The sequence below is a fragment of the Pandoraea sp. NPDC090278 genome (assembly GCF_044772185.1).
GTDB lineage: Bacteria > Pseudomonadota > Gammaproteobacteria > Burkholderiales > Burkholderiaceae > Pandoraea.
This window is the reverse complement of record NZ_JBIVYJ010000009.1, coordinates 78,279-98,950: the sequence shown is the minus strand read 5'-3', so window position 1 is coordinate 98,950 and position 20,672 is coordinate 78,279. Positions and strand designations below refer to the sequence as shown.

Below are 20,672 nucleotides of genomic sequence, written 5' to 3'. Positions count from 1 at the left end.
ATGGCAGGGCAGCGTCAGAGGTGCTTGTAATAGAACGTTGTCGCGCAGAAGGCGCCGTCAGGCATGAGGGCGAACTTCGGCACGTCGCCCGCGCGCTGCCAGCCGCTGCGCTGGTAGAGGCGCTCGGCATCGCCGCCGGTGACGGTGTCGAGTACCAGCACGTGGCGCTCGAAGGTACGCGCGACGTCGTCCAGTGCTGCCATCAGTTGCGCCGCGACACCCTGACGTCGTGCCGAACGGTGCACTAGCATCTTGGCGACGTCGGCGCGATGCGGCTGATTCTCGGGCAGATCCAGGATCAGTTGCACCGTGCCGACGATTGCACCGTCGTCTTGCATACCGGGCGCACCGGACGCCTTATGGCGTGCCACGAGCAAGACCCGCTCTCCACGACCGACGCTTGCTGCCACCTTGCGCCAGAACGCCGTCGCGCGCTCACGCGTGAGCGGCAACATGAAGCTCACCGACGCGCCGCCTTCGACGCAATCGATCAGCACGTCGGACAGCGAATCGACGGCGGCGAGCGCCTGATCGCCATCGAGTTGTTCGATAACGAGACTTGCAGGAAGGGCGGCGTCATTGGACATCAGGGCGTTCTCCGGGGAGCGACGAACGGCAGCGTCACGAGCCCGACGAGATAGCGGGCGGTGGCTGACGTGGGATTGTGAAAGCCGATCGGTTGATCGAGGCGCATCGCGAGGCAATCGCCGGTATCGAGTCGCCACGTGGTGTCGCCGAGCGTGATTTCGATGGTGCCGTCGACGATCCAGATCTGTTGCCAGACTTCGTTGTCCCGCGCGCCGGTGTCGTAGGCGACACGCTCGCCCGGCGGGAACTGCACTTCCACGAACTGGAGCGGCGAAGGTTGCGCTGGCGACAGGTTACGTCTCACATAGCCGGAGTCCGGATCGGTCCACACCGGCTGATCCGCATGACGGGCGAGCGGCGAGGGCGGCGCGTCGTCCTGCGACTGGTCGTCGAAGAGCGACGCCAGCGTGACGTCGAGCGCGGTGGCAAGCTTGTCCAGCACGTTGGCGGTGGGGCTCGTTTGCGCGCGCTCGATGAGCGAGATGCTTGAGCGACTCACGCCGCTACGCTCGGCCAGTGTATCCAGGGAATAGCCGCGCTCGCTGCGCAGGTCGCGCACCCGACGGGCAATGCGTTCGTTGATATCCATGGCATCCAGTTTACTGGAAGTTAATTTCTAGTAAAATGGATGTTACTTGATGCGTTGCCCACCTTGCTTGCAGGACCACTGATATGACTTCCCCGACGACTGCCCTGACGCCACTCGCGATTCGCGACGCCCTCGATGCCGATCTTCCCGTGATCCGCGACATTTACAACGATGCCGTCGAGCACACGACGGCCATCTGGAACGAGATCCTCGTGGATCTGGACAATCGTCGTGAGTGGCTGGCTGCACGTCTGAAGCGCGGCTATCCGGTGATCGTCGCCGAGCGTGACGGCAAGACGGTCGGCTACGCATCGTTCGGCGACTGGCGCGCGTTCGACGGCTACCGTCACACCGTCGAGCACTCGATCTATATCGACAAGAACGCGCGCGGCGGCGGCATTGGCGAGGCGCTCATGCGCGCACTGATCGAGCGTGCCCGTGCCCTCGACGTCCACGTGATGATTGCGGCTATCGAAGCCCAGAACGCGCCGTCGATTCGTCTGCACGAGAAGCTGGGCTTTCGGATGGTCGGCACCTTCAGCGAAGTGGGCACGAAGTTCGGCCGCTGGCTCGATCTGACGTGTATGGAATTGCGTATCGCCTGAGAAAAAAACTGCACCGCACCATCGTTTCGATGCCGCTGTGTCCCGTCGGATATAGCGGCATTTCTCATTGGGCATAGGCAACATCACGCGAAGCAAATATCGCCCGCACGCGCCCGTCGCACGGTGCGCCGTACGTTGCATATCGCATGCGTTCTCACGCAGTGCGTCATGTCCAATCTTGTCAATCTCAGAGGTGGCGTGTAGCCTTGAAACGTCCGGTGTCACTCATGAAGCGTGTTCTCATAGAACTTCACGAGCACATCACGGCACGCGAATGTCACGCATTGTGAACATGCATCGTGGGTCAACGGCGTCGTCGTGTTTTTCGTCGTGACCGCGTGAATCGTTGCAGTGCCGTTTTGTCGTTCGGGAGTTGCAGGGCCGCCTTCGTGATCGTGGCACGTCCCCCCAAAACAAGACGGACGGAACGCATATGCCGCGCCTGCCAAGAAAACACTGTCCGACAGCGGCTGTGTCGAGCGATGACGCTCGTCATGACGCTGCTTCCGCAACACCCCAAACACTCCCGAATTCCGCCAATCCCGAAGCCCCCGAAACACCGGCTGGCTTCGCCATGACGCGTCGCGGCTTTCTCAAGGCGTCGGTCGTCGCGGGCATCTCCGTGTACGTCGCGCCGATGGGAAGTCGCGCGTTCGCGGCGCTCTTCGAGGACAGGAACCTCACGCCTGTGGCGTGGGACGCCGCCAAGGGACAAGCCAAATTCCGTATCGACGGCACGGCCAAAGTCACCGGCAGCAAGATCTTTGCACGCGACGTGCGCGCGCGCGACATGCCGGGCTGGCCCGCGCAGCAGGCGCATGCGTTCGTGCTGCGCGCGACGCTCGCCGACCGTCCGTATCTCGGTTTCGATCTCTCACGTCTGGACGACGGTCTGCAACCCGACCGCTTGGTGACGGCCGAGGATCTCGCACGCGACGGCGTCGCGTTCCCCGAGTTCTACGGCGACGACATGCTGTTGCCCGTCGGTAAGACACCCGCGTATCTCGGTCACGCGGTCGCGATCCTCATCTATCACGACTTCGCACGCTTTCGTTTCGCCAAAGACAAGCTCAAGTTCCACGACGAAATCATTCGCTATGGCGACGTCACGGGGCCGCTGGAGCGCGACCCCTGGGGCAGCTTCCGTTTCGTTCGCATGGGCGGCAAGACCGCGTATGACGACGACGTCTACTCCAGTCTCAAGGACGCGCCGATCTTCCCGAGCATGATGCGTAAGCACCTGCCGGTGTGGCCCGACGGTAACGATCACGGCAAGCTCGACGAGCAGGGCATGGCGTACGCGGGCAAGATCGGCGAATCGCTCGCACATCCTCCGGCGAACTGGCTGGTGATGTCGCGCGAGTACCGCACGCAGTCCGTCGACACGGCGGCGCTCGAACCCGATAACGCCAACTGCTGGTACGACGCCGCCACGCAAACGCTGCACATGGTGGTGCCCACGCAGTCGCCGTCCGAAGTCGCCGAGAACGCGGCAGCGATGGCCGCGAAGGGGCATTTCCCGGTGAAGCGGCTGATCGTCTATCCGTGCTACACGGTGGGCTACGGCTCGAAGGACCACTACAACATGCCGTTCTACGGGCTGGCCGCTGCGATGTACGGCGACGGCCTGCCGGTGCGCCTCGCCAACGATCGTTACGAGCAGTTCCAGACGTCGCTCAAACGTCACGCCTTCACGATGCGTTATCGCATCGGCGTCGACAAAGAGAGCGGCATGCTGCAAGCGTTCACGGCCGACATGGAGTGCAACGGCGGCGGACGCATGAACTTCTCCCCGTCGGTAGCGATGGTGGGCGCAACGGCGGCTCAGTCCATCTACTACTTCCCGCAGAGCGATCTGGCGAGCGTGGCGATTGCGTCGCGCGCCATCGACGCGGGGTCGGCGCGTGGCTACGGCACGTTGCAGTCGATGGCCGCGACCGAAATGATGATCGACGAGATGGCGGCGCAACTCGGCGTCGACCCGATCGACTTCCGTCTCAAGAATGCGCTGCGCTCGGGCATGAAGAACACGCAGGGCGCGATTCCTGCGGGCGCTGTGCGCGTGGACGAAGTGCTCGCCCGCGCAAAGGCGCATCCGTTGTGGACGCAGCGCGACAAGAAAAAGGCCGAGTACGAAGCGGCGCATCCGGGCCATCGCTACGGCGTGGGTTTCGCTTGCGTGCAGAAGGACTTCGGCACGGGCGCGGAGACGTCGTTCGCGCGCGTGGAGTTCGACGAAACCGGCAAGATTTCGCTGCATCACACGGCGGCCGAAATTGGCACGGGTACGTCGACGTCGCAGGCCGTGGCCGTGGCGAAATGGCTCGGCATGCCCGCCACCGAGGTGCACATCGCCATCACCGACTGGCCCGAATTGCCGGTGGTGACCAGCGGCGATCCGTATTTGATGTCACAGGCCGATCAGGACAAACTCGCGGCCAATCCGCGTTGGTCGCCGGGGTATGCGTCGCCGTCGAGCGCGACGAACTCGGCGTTCTATTTCACGCACAGCACGCGCGAAGCAGCGCGTCTGTTGTTCCTGCAAGGGCTATGGCCAGCGGCGCTGTCGATTTGGCGTCGTGGAATGGGCGGTGGACAAGCCGCGCCACTCGTCGTGCGTGCGGAAGATGCCCGCTGGGTCGACGGCAAGCTCTCCGCCGCCGGGCTCGAAGCGTTGCCGTTCGGCATGCTGGCGAAGACGGCCTATGAGCAGGGCTTTGTGACGGGCGCGACGGTGCATGTCTTCAACCGCTGGCAGTGGGCCGAAGCGGATTGGGATCTGGGTGATGGCGTGACGCAGCGTCTGCCGGTCGACGGCATCGCCCTGCGTTTCGGCAAGGGCGGCGCCAACCCGTCGGCCGCTGCTGCGCAAGCGCCTGCCGCGCAGACTCCGGCTGCCAAGAGCGCGCATCGCAGTGGTAATGCACCGACGAAGTCTGCGTCAGCGAAGGGCGCGCCGCAGCCGAACGCCGCAGCGGGTCAACAAGTGGCGGCTCCGACGCCCGCGACCGGCTATCGCACGATGGACCGCAAGCGCGTGTATTACCCGCCGGTACAGCGAAACAATGCGGCCGTCACGTATTACAGCGCCGTGGGCACGCTCGTCGAATTGTCCGTGCACGAAGCGTCGGGTAAGGTCGAATTGCTCACGCACCACTCCATCATGGAGTGCGGCAATCAGATCTCGCCGCAACTCGTTTCAGGCCAGTTGCAGGGTGGTCTGGCGATGGGCATCGGTCATGCCTTGCACGAGTACCTGCCGTTGTATGAAGACGGCCCCGGCAATGGCACGTGGAACTTCAATCGCTATCACCTGCCGCGCGCGGTGGACGTCGCCGTGTGGACGCAGACAGGTGAAGTCCTGCCTCCGATCTCCGAGACGGACGTGCCCAAGGGCATTGCCGAAGTCGTGATGATCCCCGTGGTGGGTGCGATTGTGAACGGCCTCGCGCACGCGATCGGCCATCGATTTACAGAGTTGCCGGTGACGCCGGAGAAAATCCAGGAGGTACTGGCATGACGGATACGAGTAGCGCACCACAGGCCGCGTCGAATGCGAACGCGGCCGCAGGTGCCGACGCCCCAACCTACAACGCTAGCGCGGCGAGTGCCGCTGCGGCATCACCGGCTGTCCCGGTGGCATCGCCTGCACCCGCCGGTGGCAAGAAGCCGTGGGAGACGCTGCCCGTCACGGTCAAGGTCAACGGCGAGTCGCACGGTCCGATGGACGTGCCCGCCGGTCTCATGATGATCGACTTCCTGCACGAGACGCTGGGCCTGACCGGCTCGCGGCTGGGCTGCGGTCAGGGCATCTGCCACGCCTGCGTGGTGATTGTCGATCACGCCGACGGCACCAGCGAAACGGTACGCACCTGCATCACCGGAGCGAACTATTTCGACGGCAAGACCGTGCGTACGGTGGAAGGCCATGCGACGCGCGACACCGACGGTAAGGTCACGCTTGCCCCCATCCAGCAAGCATTCCTCGATCACTTCAGTTTTCAGTGTGGCTACTGCACGCCGGGCTTCGTGAACGCGGCAACGGTGCTGATCGAGCGACTCAAGCGCAACCCGATTGCGCGCGCCGATCTGGAAGCCGCGATCACCGAAGGGCTGAACGATCAGATCTGCCGGTGCACGGGCTATGTGCGCTATTACGAGGCCGTGCGCGACGTCGTGCTGAAGACGCCCGGTTGCATCAAGGACTCGAAGTGAGGGGCGCGAAATGAGGGAAACTGCTATGCACCTGACGCGCGTCACCCGATGGAGCGTTCGCGCGGCGTGTCTCGTCGCCGTGATGCTCATGAGCGCGTGCAACGACTCGACGACGCCCAAGCCGCCCGAGCCCGGCCAGCCGCCGCAGCCGAAGACGTCGATGGTGCCGTCGCTCGTGACGAGCGCGATGGCGGCAGATGCGCCTGCTGCGGCGTCGGCCCCGGCATCGTCCGCATCGTCGGCCCCGGCCGCGACAGCAGCACCTGCGACGACACCAGCCGCCCCGTCCGAGCTGGTCGCTCGCGGCAAGTATCTGACGCGCGCAGCGGACTGCGCGGCGTGCCATACGAGTGCGGACGGTGCGCCGTTCGCCGGTGGCGTGCCGCTCAAGTCGCCGTTCGGCACGTTCTACGGCACGAATATCACGCCGGACAAAACGAACGGCATCGGCGGCTGGACGGCCGAGGAGTTTTACCGCGCGCTGCACGACGGCATCGCGCCGGACAAGGCGTTGTATCCAGCCATGCCGTACACGTCCTACCGGCAGATGACGCGCGCGGACAGCGATGCCATCTACGCTTACCTGATGTCGGTGAAACCGGCCGCCGTGCCCAACCGTAAGCACGACCTTTCGTTCCCGTACAACGTGCGTATGGCCATGCGCGCGTGGGACTGGATGTTCCTCAAGGACACGCTGCCCGATGCGTCGAAAGGCCAATCGGCGGACTGGCTGCGCGGGCGGTATCTCGCCAACGCGCTGGGCCACTGCGCGGAGTGCCACACGCCGCGCGGCACGTTCGGTCAGCTGGACAAGGCGAAGCCGCTCGGCGGCGCTGCGCTCGCGCGTATTGCCGCCCCCGATCTGACGCCTGAGGCACTCGCTGCACGGGGCTGGACGGTGAAGGACCTGCAAACGTTCTTCGGCACGGGCATTGCGCCGCAAGGCTCGGCGTTCGGGGAGATGTATCCGGTCGTGCATCTGAGCACGCAGTACCTTACGCCGGACGATCTGCGTTCGCTCTCGACGTACCTGCTCGGCGATGCGCCGCCCGCACCGAAGCCGCTGCCGGAGAAACCCGACACCGGCAAGCTGATGGCGGGACGCAATATGTACCTGGCGGTGTGCGCCGGATGCCACGCGGCGGACGGCACCGGCAAGCCGCACGTGGCCGTCTCGATGCTGGGCAATTCGACCGTGCGTCAGAAGGATCCGCGCAATCTGATCGTCACGATTCTCGATGGCGTCGAAGCGCAGAAATTCCCGGGATTGGAAGCGATGCAGGACATGCCGGGCTTCGACAAACGTCTGACCGATGCGCAGATCTCCGAGCTGACCAACTACCTGCGCGTGGCCTACGGCGGGCAGGCGGGCGACGTGAACTCCGAGATCGTCAAACAGCTTCGTCAGAAGTAATGCGGACGGTTTAAGTCGGAGGCCGATCCGACGCACCGTATCAAACGCATCAAAGGGGACATGGCGCATAATGACGCGCCATGTCCCGCACACAACGTCTCTTCTCCCTCATGCAATTGCTGCGCCGTCACCGCTATCCGGTGCCGGGGGCCGCGCTCGCCAACTCACTCGGCGTGAGCCTGCGTACGCTCTATCGAGACATTGCCGAATTGCAGTCGCAGGGCGCGCATATCGAGGGAGCGCCGGGGCTGGGGTACGTCCTCAAACCGGGCTTCATGTTGCCGCCGCTGATGTTCTCGGAGGAGGAGATCGAGGCGATCGTGCTTGGCTCGCGCTGGGTCGCCAAACGCACCGACGGGGCGTTGGCGGACGCGGCGGCGAATGCGCTGGCGAAGATCGCGGCGGTGCTGCCGTCGGACCTGCGCACATCGCTTGAGGCGTCGACATTGCTCATCGGGCCGGGCGATCCGTTGCCGCCGATGATCGTCGATCTGACCGACATTCGCGAGGCCATTCGCGCCGAGCGCAAACTTCATCTGTCCTATCGCGACGAAGCCGGACGCCTGTCCGAGCGCGTCGTCTGGCCGTTCGCGCTGGGCTTTTTCGACCGCGTTCGCATGATCCTCGCGTGGTGCGAGCTGCGCGACGATTTCCGCAGCTTTCGCGCCGACCGCATCGAAGGCATGACCGTCACCGAAACCCGCTATCCGCGCGGACGCCGCACCTTGCTCAAGGCGTGGCGCGAGACGTCCGGAAAGGGTTGAACCTGACGCGGTTTCCACGGCGATCCGACGCGTCCGAAGCATGAGAAAAATCCACCTTCGGATGCATCGAATTCACGTTTGAAATCGGCGTTCGACTACTGACAAAATCTGACAGCATCGCTTCGTACGATGGCGTCCATGGCAGCGCGCAACGGCTTTCATTCTCGGAGTGACCGATGCCGTGCTGTCGATGAGAGCGTCATTGATAACGAACGACAGGAGCTTGTCATGCTGCATCCGGATATGGTCAATTTGTATGTCGCGAGTCCCCCCGAAAGCGCAGGTTTCTACGCCGAGCTGTTCGGCATGGAGCCGGTCGAAGCGTCGCCGGGGTTTGCGCTGTTCACGCTGCCTACGGGCATGAAGCTGGGATTGTGGGCGCGTTATTCGGTCGCGCCGACGGTCATCGCGCCGCCGGGCGGCAGCGAGGTGGTGTTTCCTGTGCAGTCCAAAGCACACGTCGATGCGACGTGGGAAGACTGGAGCGCACGCGGCATCACGATCTTGCAGGCACCGACGGACATGGACTTCGGCCGGACGTTCGTGGCGTCGGACCCCGACGGTCATCGTCTGCGCGTGTACAAGCTGTCGGACGAGCGCTAAGGGTTGGGGCGACGACTGCCACGGCGAACGGGCCGAGGTGATGTGCTTTGCCAGCACATCGCCAGCGCACAGCCGGTGTGATGACCGGTTGTGCGCTGGAGGCTCCGATTACTTCGCCGACGCCGTCTTCACGAGCACCGGCGTGTCGCGGTACTGCGTGGGGAAGACACGCTTGAGGTCCTTCACCTTCGGCAGATCGTTGATCACGATGTACGGATAGTTCGGGTGCTCCGTCAGGAAGTCCTGATGGTAGGTCTCGGCGGCGTAGAAACCCGTGTACTTCTCCACTTTCGTCGCGATGGGTTTGCTGTAGGCATGTGAGGCGTCGAGCTGCGCGATGTAGGCGGTCGCAACCTGGCGTTGTGCGTCGCTCATCGGGAACACGGCCGAGCGGTATTGCGTGCCGCTGTCCGGACCCTGACGGTTCACTTCCGTCGGGTTGTGAGCCACCGAGAAGTAGATTTGCAGCAGCTTGCCGTAAGACACCTGTTGCGGGTCGAACGTCACCTGCACCGACTCGGCGTGTCCCGTCGAGCCGCTGCTCACGGTTTCGTAATCGGCGGTCTTGGCGGTACCCCCGGCGTAGCCGGACTCGGCCTTCGTCACGCCCTTCACGTGCTGAAAGACACCTTGCACGCCCCAGAAGCAGCCGCCTGCGAAGACGGCCGTTTCGGTGCGGGCGCCGGTCGACGGTTCGTCGAGCTTCGGTGCGGCGATGACGACGGACGGCTCCGCGCCGCCGAAGGCGTATGCGCCGATTTGCCACGCGAAGACCCCGGAGGCGACGGCGGCTGCGCCGAGCAGTACGCGCCGCAGGCGGGATGATGGCGACTTCTGACTTTGATGCTTCGAATTGGACTGGATCATTTCAAGCTCCCGGCGTTAGCGGAAATATCGGAAATATTGACTCGCTCAACCAAACGTGAATGCGTAAGCCGATGCGCCCGGATCGAGAAACTCGATGGTGAACGTGCGGTCTTGCACGTCGCCCGTCTGGCGCACCAGTTGATAAAGACGCTGCGAGGTCACGGTGCCCGTGCCGTCGGCCGCCACGTCGGTGCCATGCGCGTTGCCCGGGGCCTGACCGTCGACCGTCACACGAAAGCGCACGGGTTTGCCGTTGGCGTCCGGCCCGAGCACAAGGTGCAGATCGCGCGCATGGAAGCGATAGACGATGCGTGCACCGGCTTGCGTGGCCGTGGCTTGTTCCGGGCCGATATTCCAGCGTCCGGCGAGCCCCCAGTTGTTGAGCGACGGTGAGGTCGGCGCGCGATAGTCGGTGACGGCGTCCTTCACCGCACCGCCCGGCGACGTGAAGTTTTCGGCGCGCTCATACCCGACATACGTCTCTGGCGAGCGCACGTCGCTCATGTCGGGCGCTTGCTGAACACCGGCTGCTTTCACGTCGGCGATGCCGTCGGCGACTTGTTTCGCTCCGGCTTCGCGCAGCAATTGCTGGATCACGCGTTCCGACTCGGCGTAATTGCCTTCACCGAAGTGGTGATAGCGCACGCGACCCTGAGCGTCGACGAAGTAGTGCGCGGGCCAGTACTGGTTGTTGAAGCCGCGCCAGATGGCGTAGTTGTTATCGATGGCGACCGGATAGTCGACACCCAGATCGTTCACTGCCTTCTTCACGTTGTTGATGTCGCGCTCGAAGGCGAATTCGGGGGCATGCACGCCGATGACGATCAACCCCTGATCGCGGTACTTCTGCGCCCACGCCTTTACGTACGGCAGGGTGCGCAGGCAGTTGATGCACGAGTACGTCCAGAAGTCGACCAGGACGACCTTGCCGCGCAGTGCCTGTGCCGTGAGCGGGGGCGAGTTGAGCCATTGCACCGCGCCGTCGAGCGAAGGCAACTGCCCTTCGACCGGCAGCGGTGCAGGTTCATTCGCAGCGGTGCGGACCATCGCATTGTTCGCGGCCATCATGGCCGAGCCGTTGGCGGCGTTGTTCGCATCCGTTTGCGGTGCTTGCGGTGCGTTGCCACTGTCGTTGCCATTGGCATTCCGGCGCGCGCCCAACTGATCGACCAGACGCTGTTCGATGCCACCGGTCGAAGCCGTCGAGACCTGCGCCAGCACGCCCGTATCGAGGCCGAGCGCAATGGCGGCGACGCCCGCGAGCATCAGACCGCCGAGCACGCGGCGAATCCACTCGCCTGCGCCCAGCGAGCGCTTCATGGTGGCGAAGACGCGTCCACCGACGAGCAGTGCCAGTGCGAGCGACGTGGCAGCCCCTGCGGCGTATGCGACGAGCAGCAGCGTCGTGCCGACGCTCGCGCCTTGCAGTGCGGCGCCCGTCAGCACAAGACCGAGAATCGGACCTGCGCACGGTGCCCAGAGCAGGCCCGTAGCAATGCCGAGCAGGAACGACGCGCCGGGACCGGTGCCCTTGGATTCTCCGGCGGCGGTGTCGTCGCCCTGAGCGGATTGCGTCAGACGGTTACCCAGCGACACAAGCGGGTGCGTGAGGCGCTCGGCCAGCTTCGGAAAGAGCAGCGTCGCACCGAACACGGCGACGAGCGCAAGCGCGAGCCAGCGGCCGTACTGGTTGGCCTGCACGACCCAACTGCCGCCGACGGCGGCCAGCGTGGCGACCAGCGCGAACATCAGCACCATGCCCGCGAGCATGGGCAGCACGCTGCGCGAGAACGACTGACCGGCACGCGAGAACACGAACGGCAGCACCGGCAAGATGCACGGGCTGACGATCGTCAGAATCCCACCGAGGTAGGCAAGGATGAGCAAAGTCATGAAGCGCTCCTTGAGCGGCGTCCGGTAGCCGGACGCTGCGAGCTTTTATTGGGGTTGGCGTCGTGGTGGGCCGATATCAGGCAGCTTGCGGATGGAACGTCATCGCAAGCCCGTTCATGCAGTAGCGCAGGCCGGTCGGCTTGGGACCGTCGTCGAAGACGTGGCCCAGGTGGCCACCGCAGCGGCTGCAATGCACCTCCGTGCGCACCATGCCGAAGCTCCGGTCCGTATGGGTGCCCACCGCCTTGTCGAGCGGCGTCCAGAAGCTCGGCCAGCCGGTGTGGCTGTCGAACTTCGTGCGCGACGAGAACAGCGGCTGCGCGCAGCCTGCGCAGGCGAACGTGCCCGCACGGTGTTCGTCGTTGAGCGGGCTGGAGTACGGCCGTTCGGTGCCTTCCTGACGCAGGATCTCGTACTGGCCAGCGGAGAGGCGCTTACGCCATTCGGCGTCGCTGAAGGCCACCTCGAAGTGTTCGGTGGCGTTGGCGCCTTCGGCCGCCACGGCCGGACGCACCAGGCGCGGCACCAGCCCGGCGGCGACGGCAGCGGCGGCGGCCGTCGCGCTCAGCAGAAACAGACGGCGTGCGGGTGTCGGGGTGGCGCTGGCCGCCACGGCACGTGCCGACTCTGTCGCCGGTGTGGCGGGCTTCCGGGGCTTGGGCGGGTACAAATCGGACAATCTCATGACATCCTCCGGTCAGTAGGACGATCCGGCGCGGGCTGGCCCCGCCGCTGCAAGGCTCGGGAGCCTGGGGAGCGCGACGGCGGTGGTACGGCACAGAGGGGATCCGTGCCGGATCGATGACTGAAGGTTAGTCCTCCGGGGATGGCAAAGTCCTCACGTAAAATTAAACAATTCGTGATACCTCCAGGGGCGCGATCTGCGCACAATGGGGCCTTCAAGACTCACTTTCCGGGAGCTTCCCGTCCGATGGAATCGCCGCGCCGTGTCCTGCTCGTCGAAGACGACGTGCATATTGCCGACCTGCTCACGCTGCATTTGCGCGACGAGCGGTTCGAGGTCGTGCATTGCGCCGATGGCAACGAGGGCCTGCGGCGGCTGGCCGAAGGCGGCTGGGACGCCCTGATCCTCGATCTCATGCTGCCTGGCGTCGACGGGCTGGAAATCTGCCGACAAGCGCGGCAGATGACCCGCTACACCCCCATCATCATCACCAGCGCCCGCTCCAGCGAGGTCCACCGGATTCTCGGACTGGAACTGGGGGCAGACGACTACCTCGCCAAGCCCTTTTCCGTGCTGGAGCTGGTCGCGCGGGTCAAGGCGCTGATGCGCCGGGTGGACGCGCTGGCTCGCAACGCCCGCATGGAGGCGGGCAGTCTGGCGATTGCCGGGCTGTTCATCGATCCGATTGCGCGTGAAGCCACCCTTGGCGGCAAGCTGCTCGATCTCACGCCGCGCGAATTCGATCTGCTGTACTTCTTCGCGCGTCAGCCAGGCAAGGTGTTCTCGCGCATGGATCTGCTCAACGCCGTGTGGGGCTATCAGCACGAAGGGTATGAACACACTGTGAACACGCACATCAACCGGCTGCGCGCCAAGATCGAAGCCGATCCCGCGCAGCCCACGCGCATCCTCACGGTCTGGGGGCGTGGTTACAAGTTCGCGAACGACGGTGCACCAGAGGGTTCGGGCACCGGCGGCGGCACTGACGCAGGAGCTGCATGATGCGTCGCTGGAATCTCTCCCTGACCCAACGCCTGTCGCTCGTGTTCGCGGTGCTGCTGATCGTGTGCAGCGGTACGTCGGCATGGATGCAGGTGCAGGCGAACCGCATGCACGAAGCCGAAGTGATTCAGGGGCTCTCGCGTGGACTGGCCGAACATATCGCCGCCAACGCGCAGTTAATGGACGCGAACGGCATGAAGCCGGATGCGGTGCGACGTCTGTTCGGGCAACTGATGGTTGTGAATCCGAGCGTGGAAGTCTATCTGCTCGACGAGCAGGGACGCATCACCGGACACGCTGCGCCGGAAGGGCGCGTGCGTCGCATGCAGGTCGATCTCGGACCGGTGCATCGTCTGATCGACGGCGAGGCGCTGCCGATCTACGGCGACGACCCGCGCAACGCCGACGTGCGCAAAGTCTTCAGCGCCGCGCCGTTGCGCGTGGACGGGCGCGAAGTGGGTTACGTCTACGTCGTGCTGCTGGGCGAGGCGCACGACCGGTTCGCCGAACGCGGGGCGACGAGTGCTGCACTCAACACGGCGCTGTGGTCGATCGGTCTCGTCGCGGCACTCTGCCTGATCGCGGGTCTGGCGGCGTTTGCGCTCATTACACGCCCGCTGCGACGTCTGACGGAGACCGTGCGCGAATTCGACATCGACGCCGCACCTCCACCGGTGCCTGCCTTATCGACGGAAGCGCTGGCGGCAGAGCAGGCGCGGCCGAGCGACGAGATCACGGTGCTGGAGCGGGCATTCCGTCAGATGGCCGAGCGTCTGGGCACGCAATGGCGCACGCTGACACGTCAGGATCAGGAGCGGCGCGAGCTCATCGCCAACATCTCGCACGATTTACGCACGCCGCTCTCGTCGCTGCATGGCTATCTTGAGACGCTTTCGCTCAAGGACGCGACACTCACGCCCGACGAGCGGCGGCGCTATCTCGGCATTGCGCTCGATCAGAGTCGCAAGGTCGGCGCGCTGGCGCAGTCGTTGTTCGAACTGGCGCGTCTTGAGCATGGATTTGTGCAGCCGGAGCTGGAGCCGTTCTCCGTGACGGACCTGATACAGGACGTCTTCCAGAAATTCGAACTGAGCGCCGAGTCGCGCGGCGTGGTGTTGCGCGCGCAACTCGCGCCACAGATTCCGGCGGCGCGGGGCGATCTCGGTCTGATCGAACGGGTCTTCACGAACTTGCTGGAAAATGCGCTGCGTTATACGCCGTCCGGCGGCGAGATCACCGTGGCAGTGGCACCGGCCGGTTCGGAGATCGAGGTTCGGGTGAGCGATACGGGGCCGGGGATTCCGGAGAACGCGCGCGAGGGCTTGTTCGAGCGGCCGTTCACGGTCGGCGGGGCGCGCCGCGAGGGCGGATTGGGATTGCGGATCGTGCATCGCATCCTGCAACTGCACGACCGGCGTATCACGTTGGTGGATACGTCCGGTTCGTCCGGTCAGGCAGCGCAGGGCGCGACGTTCCGCTTTACTTTGCCGACGTAAGTTTGTCGCTGGCGGCCGGTGCGATCGATGCAGCGGCCGGTGCCGCTGGTATAGCGGGCGCTGCCACCGTGGTATCGAAGTACGTCAGCTTGCGCACGAAGACATTTGCGAACGGGTCGACTCTGTCGCCGGGCGCGGTAATCACGATGCGCACGACGTTGCCGTGTCCGTCGTATTTGTAGTGATATTCGGAGACGTGGCGCTCGCCGGTAGCCGCGTCGGTGCGGGTCACGCGGGTGAGTTCGTGACGCGGCGAGTACTCCGAGACCTCGTTGTCCCATGCGAGCGGCAGCCATTGGCCGTCGATGAAGGCCGCCGCGCCGTTATCGCGCACGATGCGTCCGCCATCGGGCTTGCGCTCCACGCTGGCGAACGTGCGATACGACACCATCTTCGGTGCCGGGCGCGCACGCCCGTCGGCGGTAATCACCTGACGCGCCTCGTTCGGCGCTTCCCACTGACGCGACAGCGCGAAGCATTCGTCGTCGAACTGACGCGCCTGAAGCGTTCCGGGGCGGCGGTGGCGCAGGCTGTTCGAGCTGGACACCAGCGTGCGCGTCCATTCGAGATGCCCGTCTTCCTGACGCACCTGTTCCTTCCATGCGGGATGCCGCGTTGCGTGCACGATCCACTCGTCCGGCCCTTGCCAGTCGACACTGCTGCCGTTGATGCTGTGCAGGCGGCCATCTGCGTCGTAGGTGTAGCGGCCGCGATCGGTGCTGGCGAGCAGGTGACCCTGCGCATCGAATTCCATCACGAAGCGATTGCCGTTATCGAGCGGGCCGACTTTGCCGGTGACGCGGTCGTAGCTGGCGATGAATCGCGTTTCCTCGATCTTGCGAACACCGGCGGGAATGCCGCCAAAGTTGCGCATGAGGTCGTCTTCTTCACGCAGCGAGGTTTGCACGCACCACGGCAGTGGTGCTGCGGCCTGCGGTGTTTCGGTGGACGGCGCGGCGGAGGTGGTGCTCATCGGCGACGTCGTCGCAGCGCGGGGCGTCTGCGAGCTTGCCGGGGAGGCCGAGAGGCCGCCGGGGCGCGTGCCTGCGCAACCGGCAAGCACGGCGGTGAGTGCGGCGAGTGCCAGAGCACCGCGCACAGGACGTAAAGAAAGCATGGATTGGACAGTTCGGGCAGGTGAAGCAGACATCATCGCAACGGATTGCCGGAGGTATTTTTCCTAGATTGTACCGGCTCCGTGTGACGAGTCTGTCTGAGCGGCCGAGGGGAGGGGCGCGAGAGGGCGACGCAGGGTCGCCCCCGGCTCACGCCATTAGCGCCAGAGCGTCCACGCGAAGCCCGTGATCACAAGGATGCAGACGACATTGATGACGAATCCTGCGCCGACCATTGAGCGTTGCGGCACGCAGCCGGTGCCGAACACGATGGCGTTGGGCGGCGTGGCCACCGGCAGCATGAAGGCGCACGACGCGCCGATGCCAATGACCATCGTCAGCAGCGCTTCGGGCATGCCCAGCGAGACCGAAATGGCGGCGAAGATCGGCACGAGAATCGCTGCGCTGGCCGTGTTACTCGTCAGTTCGGTCAGGAAGACGATGAACGCGGCGGTGATCAGCAGGACCACAAGGGTCGGACTGGTGGCGAAGATGCTTGACACGGCCTGCGCCATCACGACGCTGGCGCCCGAGTCGCGCAAGACCACGCTGAGCGTGAGGCCACCGCCGAACAGCAGCAGCACGCCCCAGTCGGTGTGGGCCTGAATCTGCTTCCACGAAGCGACGCCGGTGGTCGCGATGAGGATGGCGGCGAGCAGGGCGATCAGCGTGTCGAGCTGCTTGACGCCGCCGAGCCACACCGATATCTGCTGGCTGAAGATCCAGGTCATGACCGTAAATCCGAAGATGCCGACGGCGGCGATACGCGGGCCGGTCCACGTCATCGGCTCGACGTCGAGGTCGACTCTCTGGTCCAGACGCGGGAGCAACACCAGATACATCGTGGCAATCATGAGCGGGAGCAGCAGGGCGACCAGGGGCACGCCGAATTTGGCCCACGTCAGGAAGTCGATGCCCAGATGTGACGCGACCATGGCGTTGGGAACACTGCCGACGACAGTGCCGAGCCCGCCAATATTGGCGCTGTACGCAATGCCGAGCAGCAGGAAGGTGAACGTGCGGCGGTCGCGACTGGCGTCGAGTTTCGAGAGGATGCCCATCGCCAGCGGCAACATCATGGCGGTCGTCGACGTGTTGTTGACCCACATCGACAGCATGGCCGTGGTGAGGAACAGCACGATCGCCGCCCGATTCATGCGTCCGCCGGCGAGCTTCAGGAGCCGGTTCGCGAGGAAGCGATCGAGGCCCTGAATACGCATGGCGGTGGCCAGCGCGAAGCCGCCGAAGAATAGGAAGACGATCGGATGGGCGAATGACGTCAACGCGACGGGGACTTCGAGAATGCCGAGCAGCACGGCAAGGACCGGCACCATTAGCGCCGTAGCCGTCAGATGGACGGCTTCGGACAGCCACAACACGGCGATGAAGACGGTGAGTGCGAGTCCACGGTTGGTTTTCTCGTCGAACGGCAAAAGGGCAATGAGCGCCACCATCAGGATGGCATTGGCCAGCAGCACCCACGCATCGCGGGCGGACATCGCCCATTGCCGGGTGACGGTTGCAGCAAGTTCGGTCATCTCCTGGTACCTCGGTATGCAGTTGTACTTCGTAGAGCTTCCCGTCGTAGCAAGCTACGCGAGGGGGGCGACGCTGCCTATGATCGTCGGCAGACAAACCGTCAGCCGATAGCCGATACGCGCGCGTCCGCCTTTGATGCCACGGATCTTTAGGAGGTGCCTTAGGAAATCGCTCATACGCAGTGCTGCGTGGTGAGAACGCCGACCGGGAGGGGCATTGCGGTACGCGGATGCTGTCCGCAGAGGTGGCTTTTACGTCTGGGGCGGCGTCGGCACCCACATTACAAAAATGTAATCCAGCCTTAATGTTGGCGTTGGCGTGCGCTTTCTACGATGGTACCCATCAAGCGTTGAATGCTTGATGTTTCCTTGGTTTTTTCAACAAAAGGGGTACCTGATGCATAACCGCCTTCTTCTTTCCACCGTGATTGGCATGGGCTTGCTGATCTCCTCGTCGGTCCAGGCGACGGCCCGCTACGACAACTCGCCGATGTTCGAGTCTGGCCCGTCGACGAGCCGCGCTGACGTCGAGGCGCAGCGCAATGCGTCGCACGCCAACGGTGTGCCGGTGGCCTCCACGCTCAAAGCGTTGCAATCGACGCAATCGACTTCACGAGTGACGCGAGCGCAGGTTCGTCAGGAACTTGAGGCAGCGCTGGAGCAAGGTCAGCTCAATCAGCCGGATTCGGTGTACCCGCGCCTGCCAACGAACTGATTGCGCGTATCTCCATGAAGAAACTGATCGTCACAATGTGCGTCGTGCTGGGCGGCGTCAGCCCCTTTGCCGCTCACGCCCAGCGGGTCGTCGCCGCAACGCCGTCGCCCGAATCGGGGCTCACGCTTGAACGGGCCATGCGCCTCGCGCTGGAGAACAACATCGTCCTTCGACTGGCTCGCCGGGAAATCGATGCGCAGTCCGGCGCGCTCCTCCAGGCCGGTGCTCGTCCGAATCCGGACTTCTCTGTGACTCAGGAGGACTTCCGGAAGGACTCGCGTACGACCACCGCGCAGTTGACGCAACCCATCGAGCTCGCCGGAAAGCGGGGCTACCGAATCGAAGCGGCCGCCGCAGCACAGCGTGTTGCAACGCTCGACGCGCAGAGTAGCGAGGTCACGATCAGAAGCGAGGTGATCGCGCGCTATTTCGAGACGTTAGCGGCCACGGAGCTGGTTACGCTGGCGTCCGAAACGGCGAAGATCGCCGAGGAAACGCACGTTGCTGCGCAGCGCCGGGTGCAGGCGGGGAAGGTTTCGCCGGTGGACGAAGGGCGCGCTGAAATCGCGGCGACTAACGCAAGCATCGAACTCGCCACCGCGCAGGCGGCGCTCGCGCGGGCGCGCGCCCGACTCGCGCAGTCGCTCGGCATTGCCGACACGCAGTTGCCAGGCACGCTTCAGGGCAACCTGGAGACACTGCCAAGATTGCCTGCGTGGTCCTCGCTCCTCACCGCGCTGGATACGACGCCGACCCTCCAGTCGGCCAGTGAAGAGATCGTGCGTCGCAACGCGCTTTCCCGGCTGGAGAGCGCGCAACGTGTGCCCGACGTGAGCGTTACGCTCGGACTCAAGCGTGTGACCGATAGCGGACGCACGGACAATCAGGCCGTCGTCGGTCTCTCGATCCCGCTGCCGATCTTCGATGCCCGGCGAGGCGCATCGATGGAGGCAGCGCAACGTTCGGAAATGGCGCGCGATGCGTACATCGGCGTGCGTCAGCAACAGCAGGCGGCATTACAAAGTGCGAATGCCGAATTTGTGTCGACGCGGGAGGCGAGTGTGCGCCTGCGCGACCAGATTCTGCCTCAGGCGCAAAGCGCGTACGACGCCACGCGCAAGGGCTTCCTCCTGGGCAAGTTCGGTTTCCTGGATGTGCTCGATGCACAGCGCACGCTCTCGCAGGCCCGTTCCCAATACATTGCCGCCGTCGCCAACGTCTACAACGCCTATGCCGCCGTGAGTGTGGCGGTCGGTGGCACCGTCGACGGCGTCGCGCTACTGTCACCCGACGTCGTGACGCAACCCTACGTTCAGTGAGGATTCAACGTGCAAGGAAAGAAAAAGCTGTTGACCGTGGGGGCTGCCGTTGCGCTGTGCGTCGGCGTTGGCATTGCTGTCGCGACACAAGGCAAGTCGGCGGTCGATGCCGCCCCATCTGCGAAGGTGCACGCCGACGACGATCACGCCGATCGTGGCAAGGAGGGCGGCAAGAAGGGGACCGAAGCGGCGGTACATGCCAATGCGAACGATGACGATGAAGGTGCGGTGAGCCTCACCGATGCGCAACGTGCAGCCGCTGGCATCGACATCAGGACCGCAGGCACCGCTCGCATCGTGGAGCAAATGGAATTGCCAGGGGAGATCCGCTTCAACGAGGACAGAACGGGGCATATCGTGCCGCGTGTGAGTGGCATCGTCGAGCGCGTCAATGTCGTGCTTGGCCAGCAGGTCAGGCGGGGAGATGTGCTTGCCGTGCTGTCGAGCACCCAGGTGTCGGAGCAGCGCGCCGAACTGCTTACGGCGAAAGAAAGACGTGCCGCCGCCGCAACGACGCTCGCGCGCGAGAAATTGTTGTGGGAAGAGAAGATTTCGGCGGAGCAGGATTACCTCCAGGCGCAGCAATTGCTTAGAGAGGCCGACATCACGCTGCGAAATGCCCGTCAGAAGTTGGACGCTGTCGGGGCCGGTACGCAGGGCGCAGGCGGTTTGAGCCGCTTCGAACTGCGCGCGCCATTCGACGGCACGATCGTCGCCAAGCATGCCGCATTGGGGGAGGCCGTCACGGAGGCGACCAACCTGTTTACGCTGTCCGATCTCGCCACGGTCTGGACCGAGATCGCCGTGCCCGCTCAATCGTTGGGCGCCGTGCGTGTCGGGACACCGGTTCTCGTGCGGGCGACGGCGTTCGATTCGCAAGCGAAGGGCAGCATCGCGAACGTCGACTCGCTGCTGGGCGAACAGACGCGTACGGCGAAAGCGCGCGTTGTTCTCGATAACCCGGACCGGACGTGGCGGCCGGGCGTTTTCGTCAATGTCGTCATCGGCACGCGCGAGGCGCAGGTGCCGGTTGCCGTGGTGGCTGACGCGATCCAGAACGTCGAAGGGCGCACTGTGGTGTTCGTCAAAACCGGTGAAGGTTTCAAAGCCACCCCGGTCGAGACCGGACGCAAGGACGGCGAGTCTGTCGAAATTGTCAGCGGCTTGCAGGCGGACACGCCGTACGCAGCAGCGAATAGCTTCGTTCTCAAAGCGGAACTCGGCAAGAGCACCGCAGAGCATGGCCACTGATCGACGGGACACG

The 20,672-nt window shown here is 64.4% G+C and carries 18 protein-coding genes; 11 read left to right on the top strand and 7 right to left on the bottom strand.

Annotation, left to right across the window (positions count from 1 at the left end; translation table 11 throughout):
* Positions 1–14: 14 nt before the first annotated feature.
* Together ACIQWO_RS25930 and ACIQWO_RS25925 are read right to left on the bottom strand one after the other, a co-directional pair.
* A complete protein-coding gene (locus ACIQWO_RS25930) occupies positions 15–587 on the bottom strand; it encodes a GNAT family N-acetyltransferase (protein WP_402830338.1) in 573 nt (190 codons plus the stop codon).
* Entirely contained in the window at positions 587–1,177 is a 591-nt protein-coding gene (locus tag ACIQWO_RS25925; protein WP_402830335.1) for a helix-turn-helix domain-containing protein, read from the bottom strand. Before ACIQWO_RS25925 ends, ACIQWO_RS25930 begins: the two co-directional genes overlap by 1 nt.
* A gap of 83 nt (positions 1,178–1,260) precedes the next feature.
* Between ACIQWO_RS25925 and ACIQWO_RS25920 the strand changes: the two genes are divergently transcribed.
* From ACIQWO_RS25920 to ACIQWO_RS25895, 6 genes are all read left to right on the top strand, one after another.
* Positions 1,261–1,782 (top strand): GNAT family N-acetyltransferase, encoded by a 522-nt coding sequence (locus tag ACIQWO_RS25920; RefSeq protein ID WP_402830333.1) that lies wholly within the window; start codon positions 1,261–1,263, stop codon positions 1,780–1,782.
* A gap of 574 nt (positions 1,783–2,356) precedes the next feature.
* Positions 2,357–5,302, top strand: coding sequence for a xanthine dehydrogenase family protein molybdopterin-binding subunit (locus ACIQWO_RS25915; RefSeq protein ID WP_402830393.1), 2,946 nt, complete (start codon positions 2,357–2,359; stop codon positions 5,300–5,302).
* On the top strand, positions 5,299–5,997 hold the full coding sequence (locus ACIQWO_RS25910; protein ID WP_402830331.1) for a (2Fe-2S)-binding protein: 699 nt from the start codon (positions 5,299–5,301) through the stop codon (positions 5,995–5,997). The genes ACIQWO_RS25915 and ACIQWO_RS25910 overlap by 4 nt, the downstream gene beginning before the upstream one ends.
* 160 nt (positions 5,998–6,157) lie before the next feature.
* A complete protein-coding gene (locus ACIQWO_RS25905; protein WP_402830391.1) occupies positions 6,158–7,411 on the top strand; it encodes a c-type cytochrome in 1,254 nt (417 codons plus the stop codon).
* 80 nt (positions 7,412–7,491) lie between these two features.
* Positions 7,492–8,175, top strand: a complete 684-nt coding sequence (locus tag ACIQWO_RS25900; protein ID WP_402830328.1) for a helix-turn-helix transcriptional regulator — start codon at positions 7,492–7,494, stop codon at positions 8,173–8,175.
* Between the two features lie 228 nt (positions 8,176–8,403).
* The gene (locus ACIQWO_RS25895) at positions 8,404–8,778 is read left to right on the top strand and encodes a VOC family protein (RefSeq protein ID WP_039402439.1); all 375 of its coding nucleotides are present in this window, start codon (positions 8,404–8,406) and stop codon (positions 8,776–8,778) included.
* Between the two features lie 108 nt (positions 8,779–8,886).
* Here ACIQWO_RS25895 and msrA read toward each other — a convergent pair whose 3' ends face one another.
* The 3 genes from msrA to msrB form a co-directional block, all read right to left on the bottom strand.
* The gene (gene msrA, locus ACIQWO_RS25890; protein WP_402830324.1) at positions 8,887–9,645 is read right to left on the bottom strand and encodes a peptide-methionine (S)-S-oxide reductase MsrA; all 759 of its coding nucleotides are present in this window, start codon (positions 9,643–9,645) and stop codon (positions 8,887–8,889) included.
* Positions 9,646–9,690: 45 nt separating this feature from the next.
* Positions 9,691–11,538 (bottom strand): cytochrome c biogenesis protein DipZ, encoded by a 1,848-nt coding sequence (locus ACIQWO_RS25885; RefSeq protein WP_402830322.1) that lies wholly within the window; start codon positions 11,536–11,538, stop codon positions 9,691–9,693.
* Between the two features lie 76 nt (positions 11,539–11,614).
* Positions 11,615–12,223 (bottom strand): peptide-methionine (R)-S-oxide reductase MsrB, encoded by a 609-nt coding sequence (gene msrB, locus ACIQWO_RS25880; protein WP_402830320.1) that lies wholly within the window; start codon positions 12,221–12,223, stop codon positions 11,615–11,617.
* 246 nt (positions 12,224–12,469) lie between these two features.
* On the opposite strand from msrB, the gene ACIQWO_RS25875 reads away from it, so the two are divergent.
* Positions 12,470–13,225 (top strand): response regulator transcription factor, encoded by a 756-nt coding sequence (locus tag ACIQWO_RS25875; protein WP_402830318.1) that lies wholly within the window; start codon positions 12,470–12,472, stop codon positions 13,223–13,225.
* Positions 13,222–14,721 (top strand): ATP-binding protein, encoded by a 1,500-nt coding sequence (locus tag ACIQWO_RS25870; protein ID WP_402830315.1) that lies wholly within the window; start codon positions 13,222–13,224, stop codon positions 14,719–14,721. The genes ACIQWO_RS25875 and ACIQWO_RS25870 overlap by 4 nt, the downstream gene beginning before the upstream one ends.
* On the opposite strand, the gene ACIQWO_RS25865 is transcribed toward ACIQWO_RS25870, so the two are convergent.
* Together ACIQWO_RS25865 and ACIQWO_RS25860 are read right to left on the bottom strand one after the other, a co-directional pair.
* On the bottom strand, positions 14,705–15,838 hold the full coding sequence (locus ACIQWO_RS25865) for a hypothetical protein (RefSeq protein ID WP_402830312.1): 1,134 nt from the start codon (positions 15,836–15,838) through the stop codon (positions 14,705–14,707). The genes ACIQWO_RS25870 and ACIQWO_RS25865 overlap by 17 nt on opposite strands.
* A 156-nt stretch (positions 15,839–15,994) precedes the next feature.
* On the bottom strand, positions 15,995–17,374 hold the full coding sequence (locus ACIQWO_RS25860; protein WP_402830309.1) for a DASS family sodium-coupled anion symporter: 1,380 nt from the start codon (positions 17,372–17,374) through the stop codon (positions 15,995–15,997).
* A 397-nt stretch (positions 17,375–17,771) separates the two neighbouring features.
* Between ACIQWO_RS25860 and ACIQWO_RS25855 the strand changes: the two genes are divergently transcribed.
* The 3 genes from ACIQWO_RS25855 to ACIQWO_RS25845 are packed head-to-tail and all read left to right on the top strand — an operon-like array spanning position 17,772 to position 20,659.
* Positions 17,772–18,089: a DUF4148 domain-containing protein gene (locus ACIQWO_RS25855; protein WP_402830306.1), complete on the top strand. Its 318-nt coding sequence runs from the start codon at positions 17,772–17,774 to the stop codon at positions 18,087–18,089.
* 14 nt (positions 18,090–18,103) lie between these two features.
* Complete coding sequence (locus ACIQWO_RS25850) at positions 18,104–19,408, top strand: TolC family protein (RefSeq protein ID WP_402830304.1); 1,305 nt, start codon at positions 18,104–18,106, stop codon at positions 19,406–19,408.
* Between the two features lie 9 nt (positions 19,409–19,417).
* A complete protein-coding gene (locus ACIQWO_RS25845) occupies positions 19,418–20,659 on the top strand; it encodes an efflux RND transporter periplasmic adaptor subunit (protein WP_402830301.1) in 1,242 nt (413 codons plus the stop codon).
* Positions 20,660–20,672: the final 13 nt, after the last annotated feature.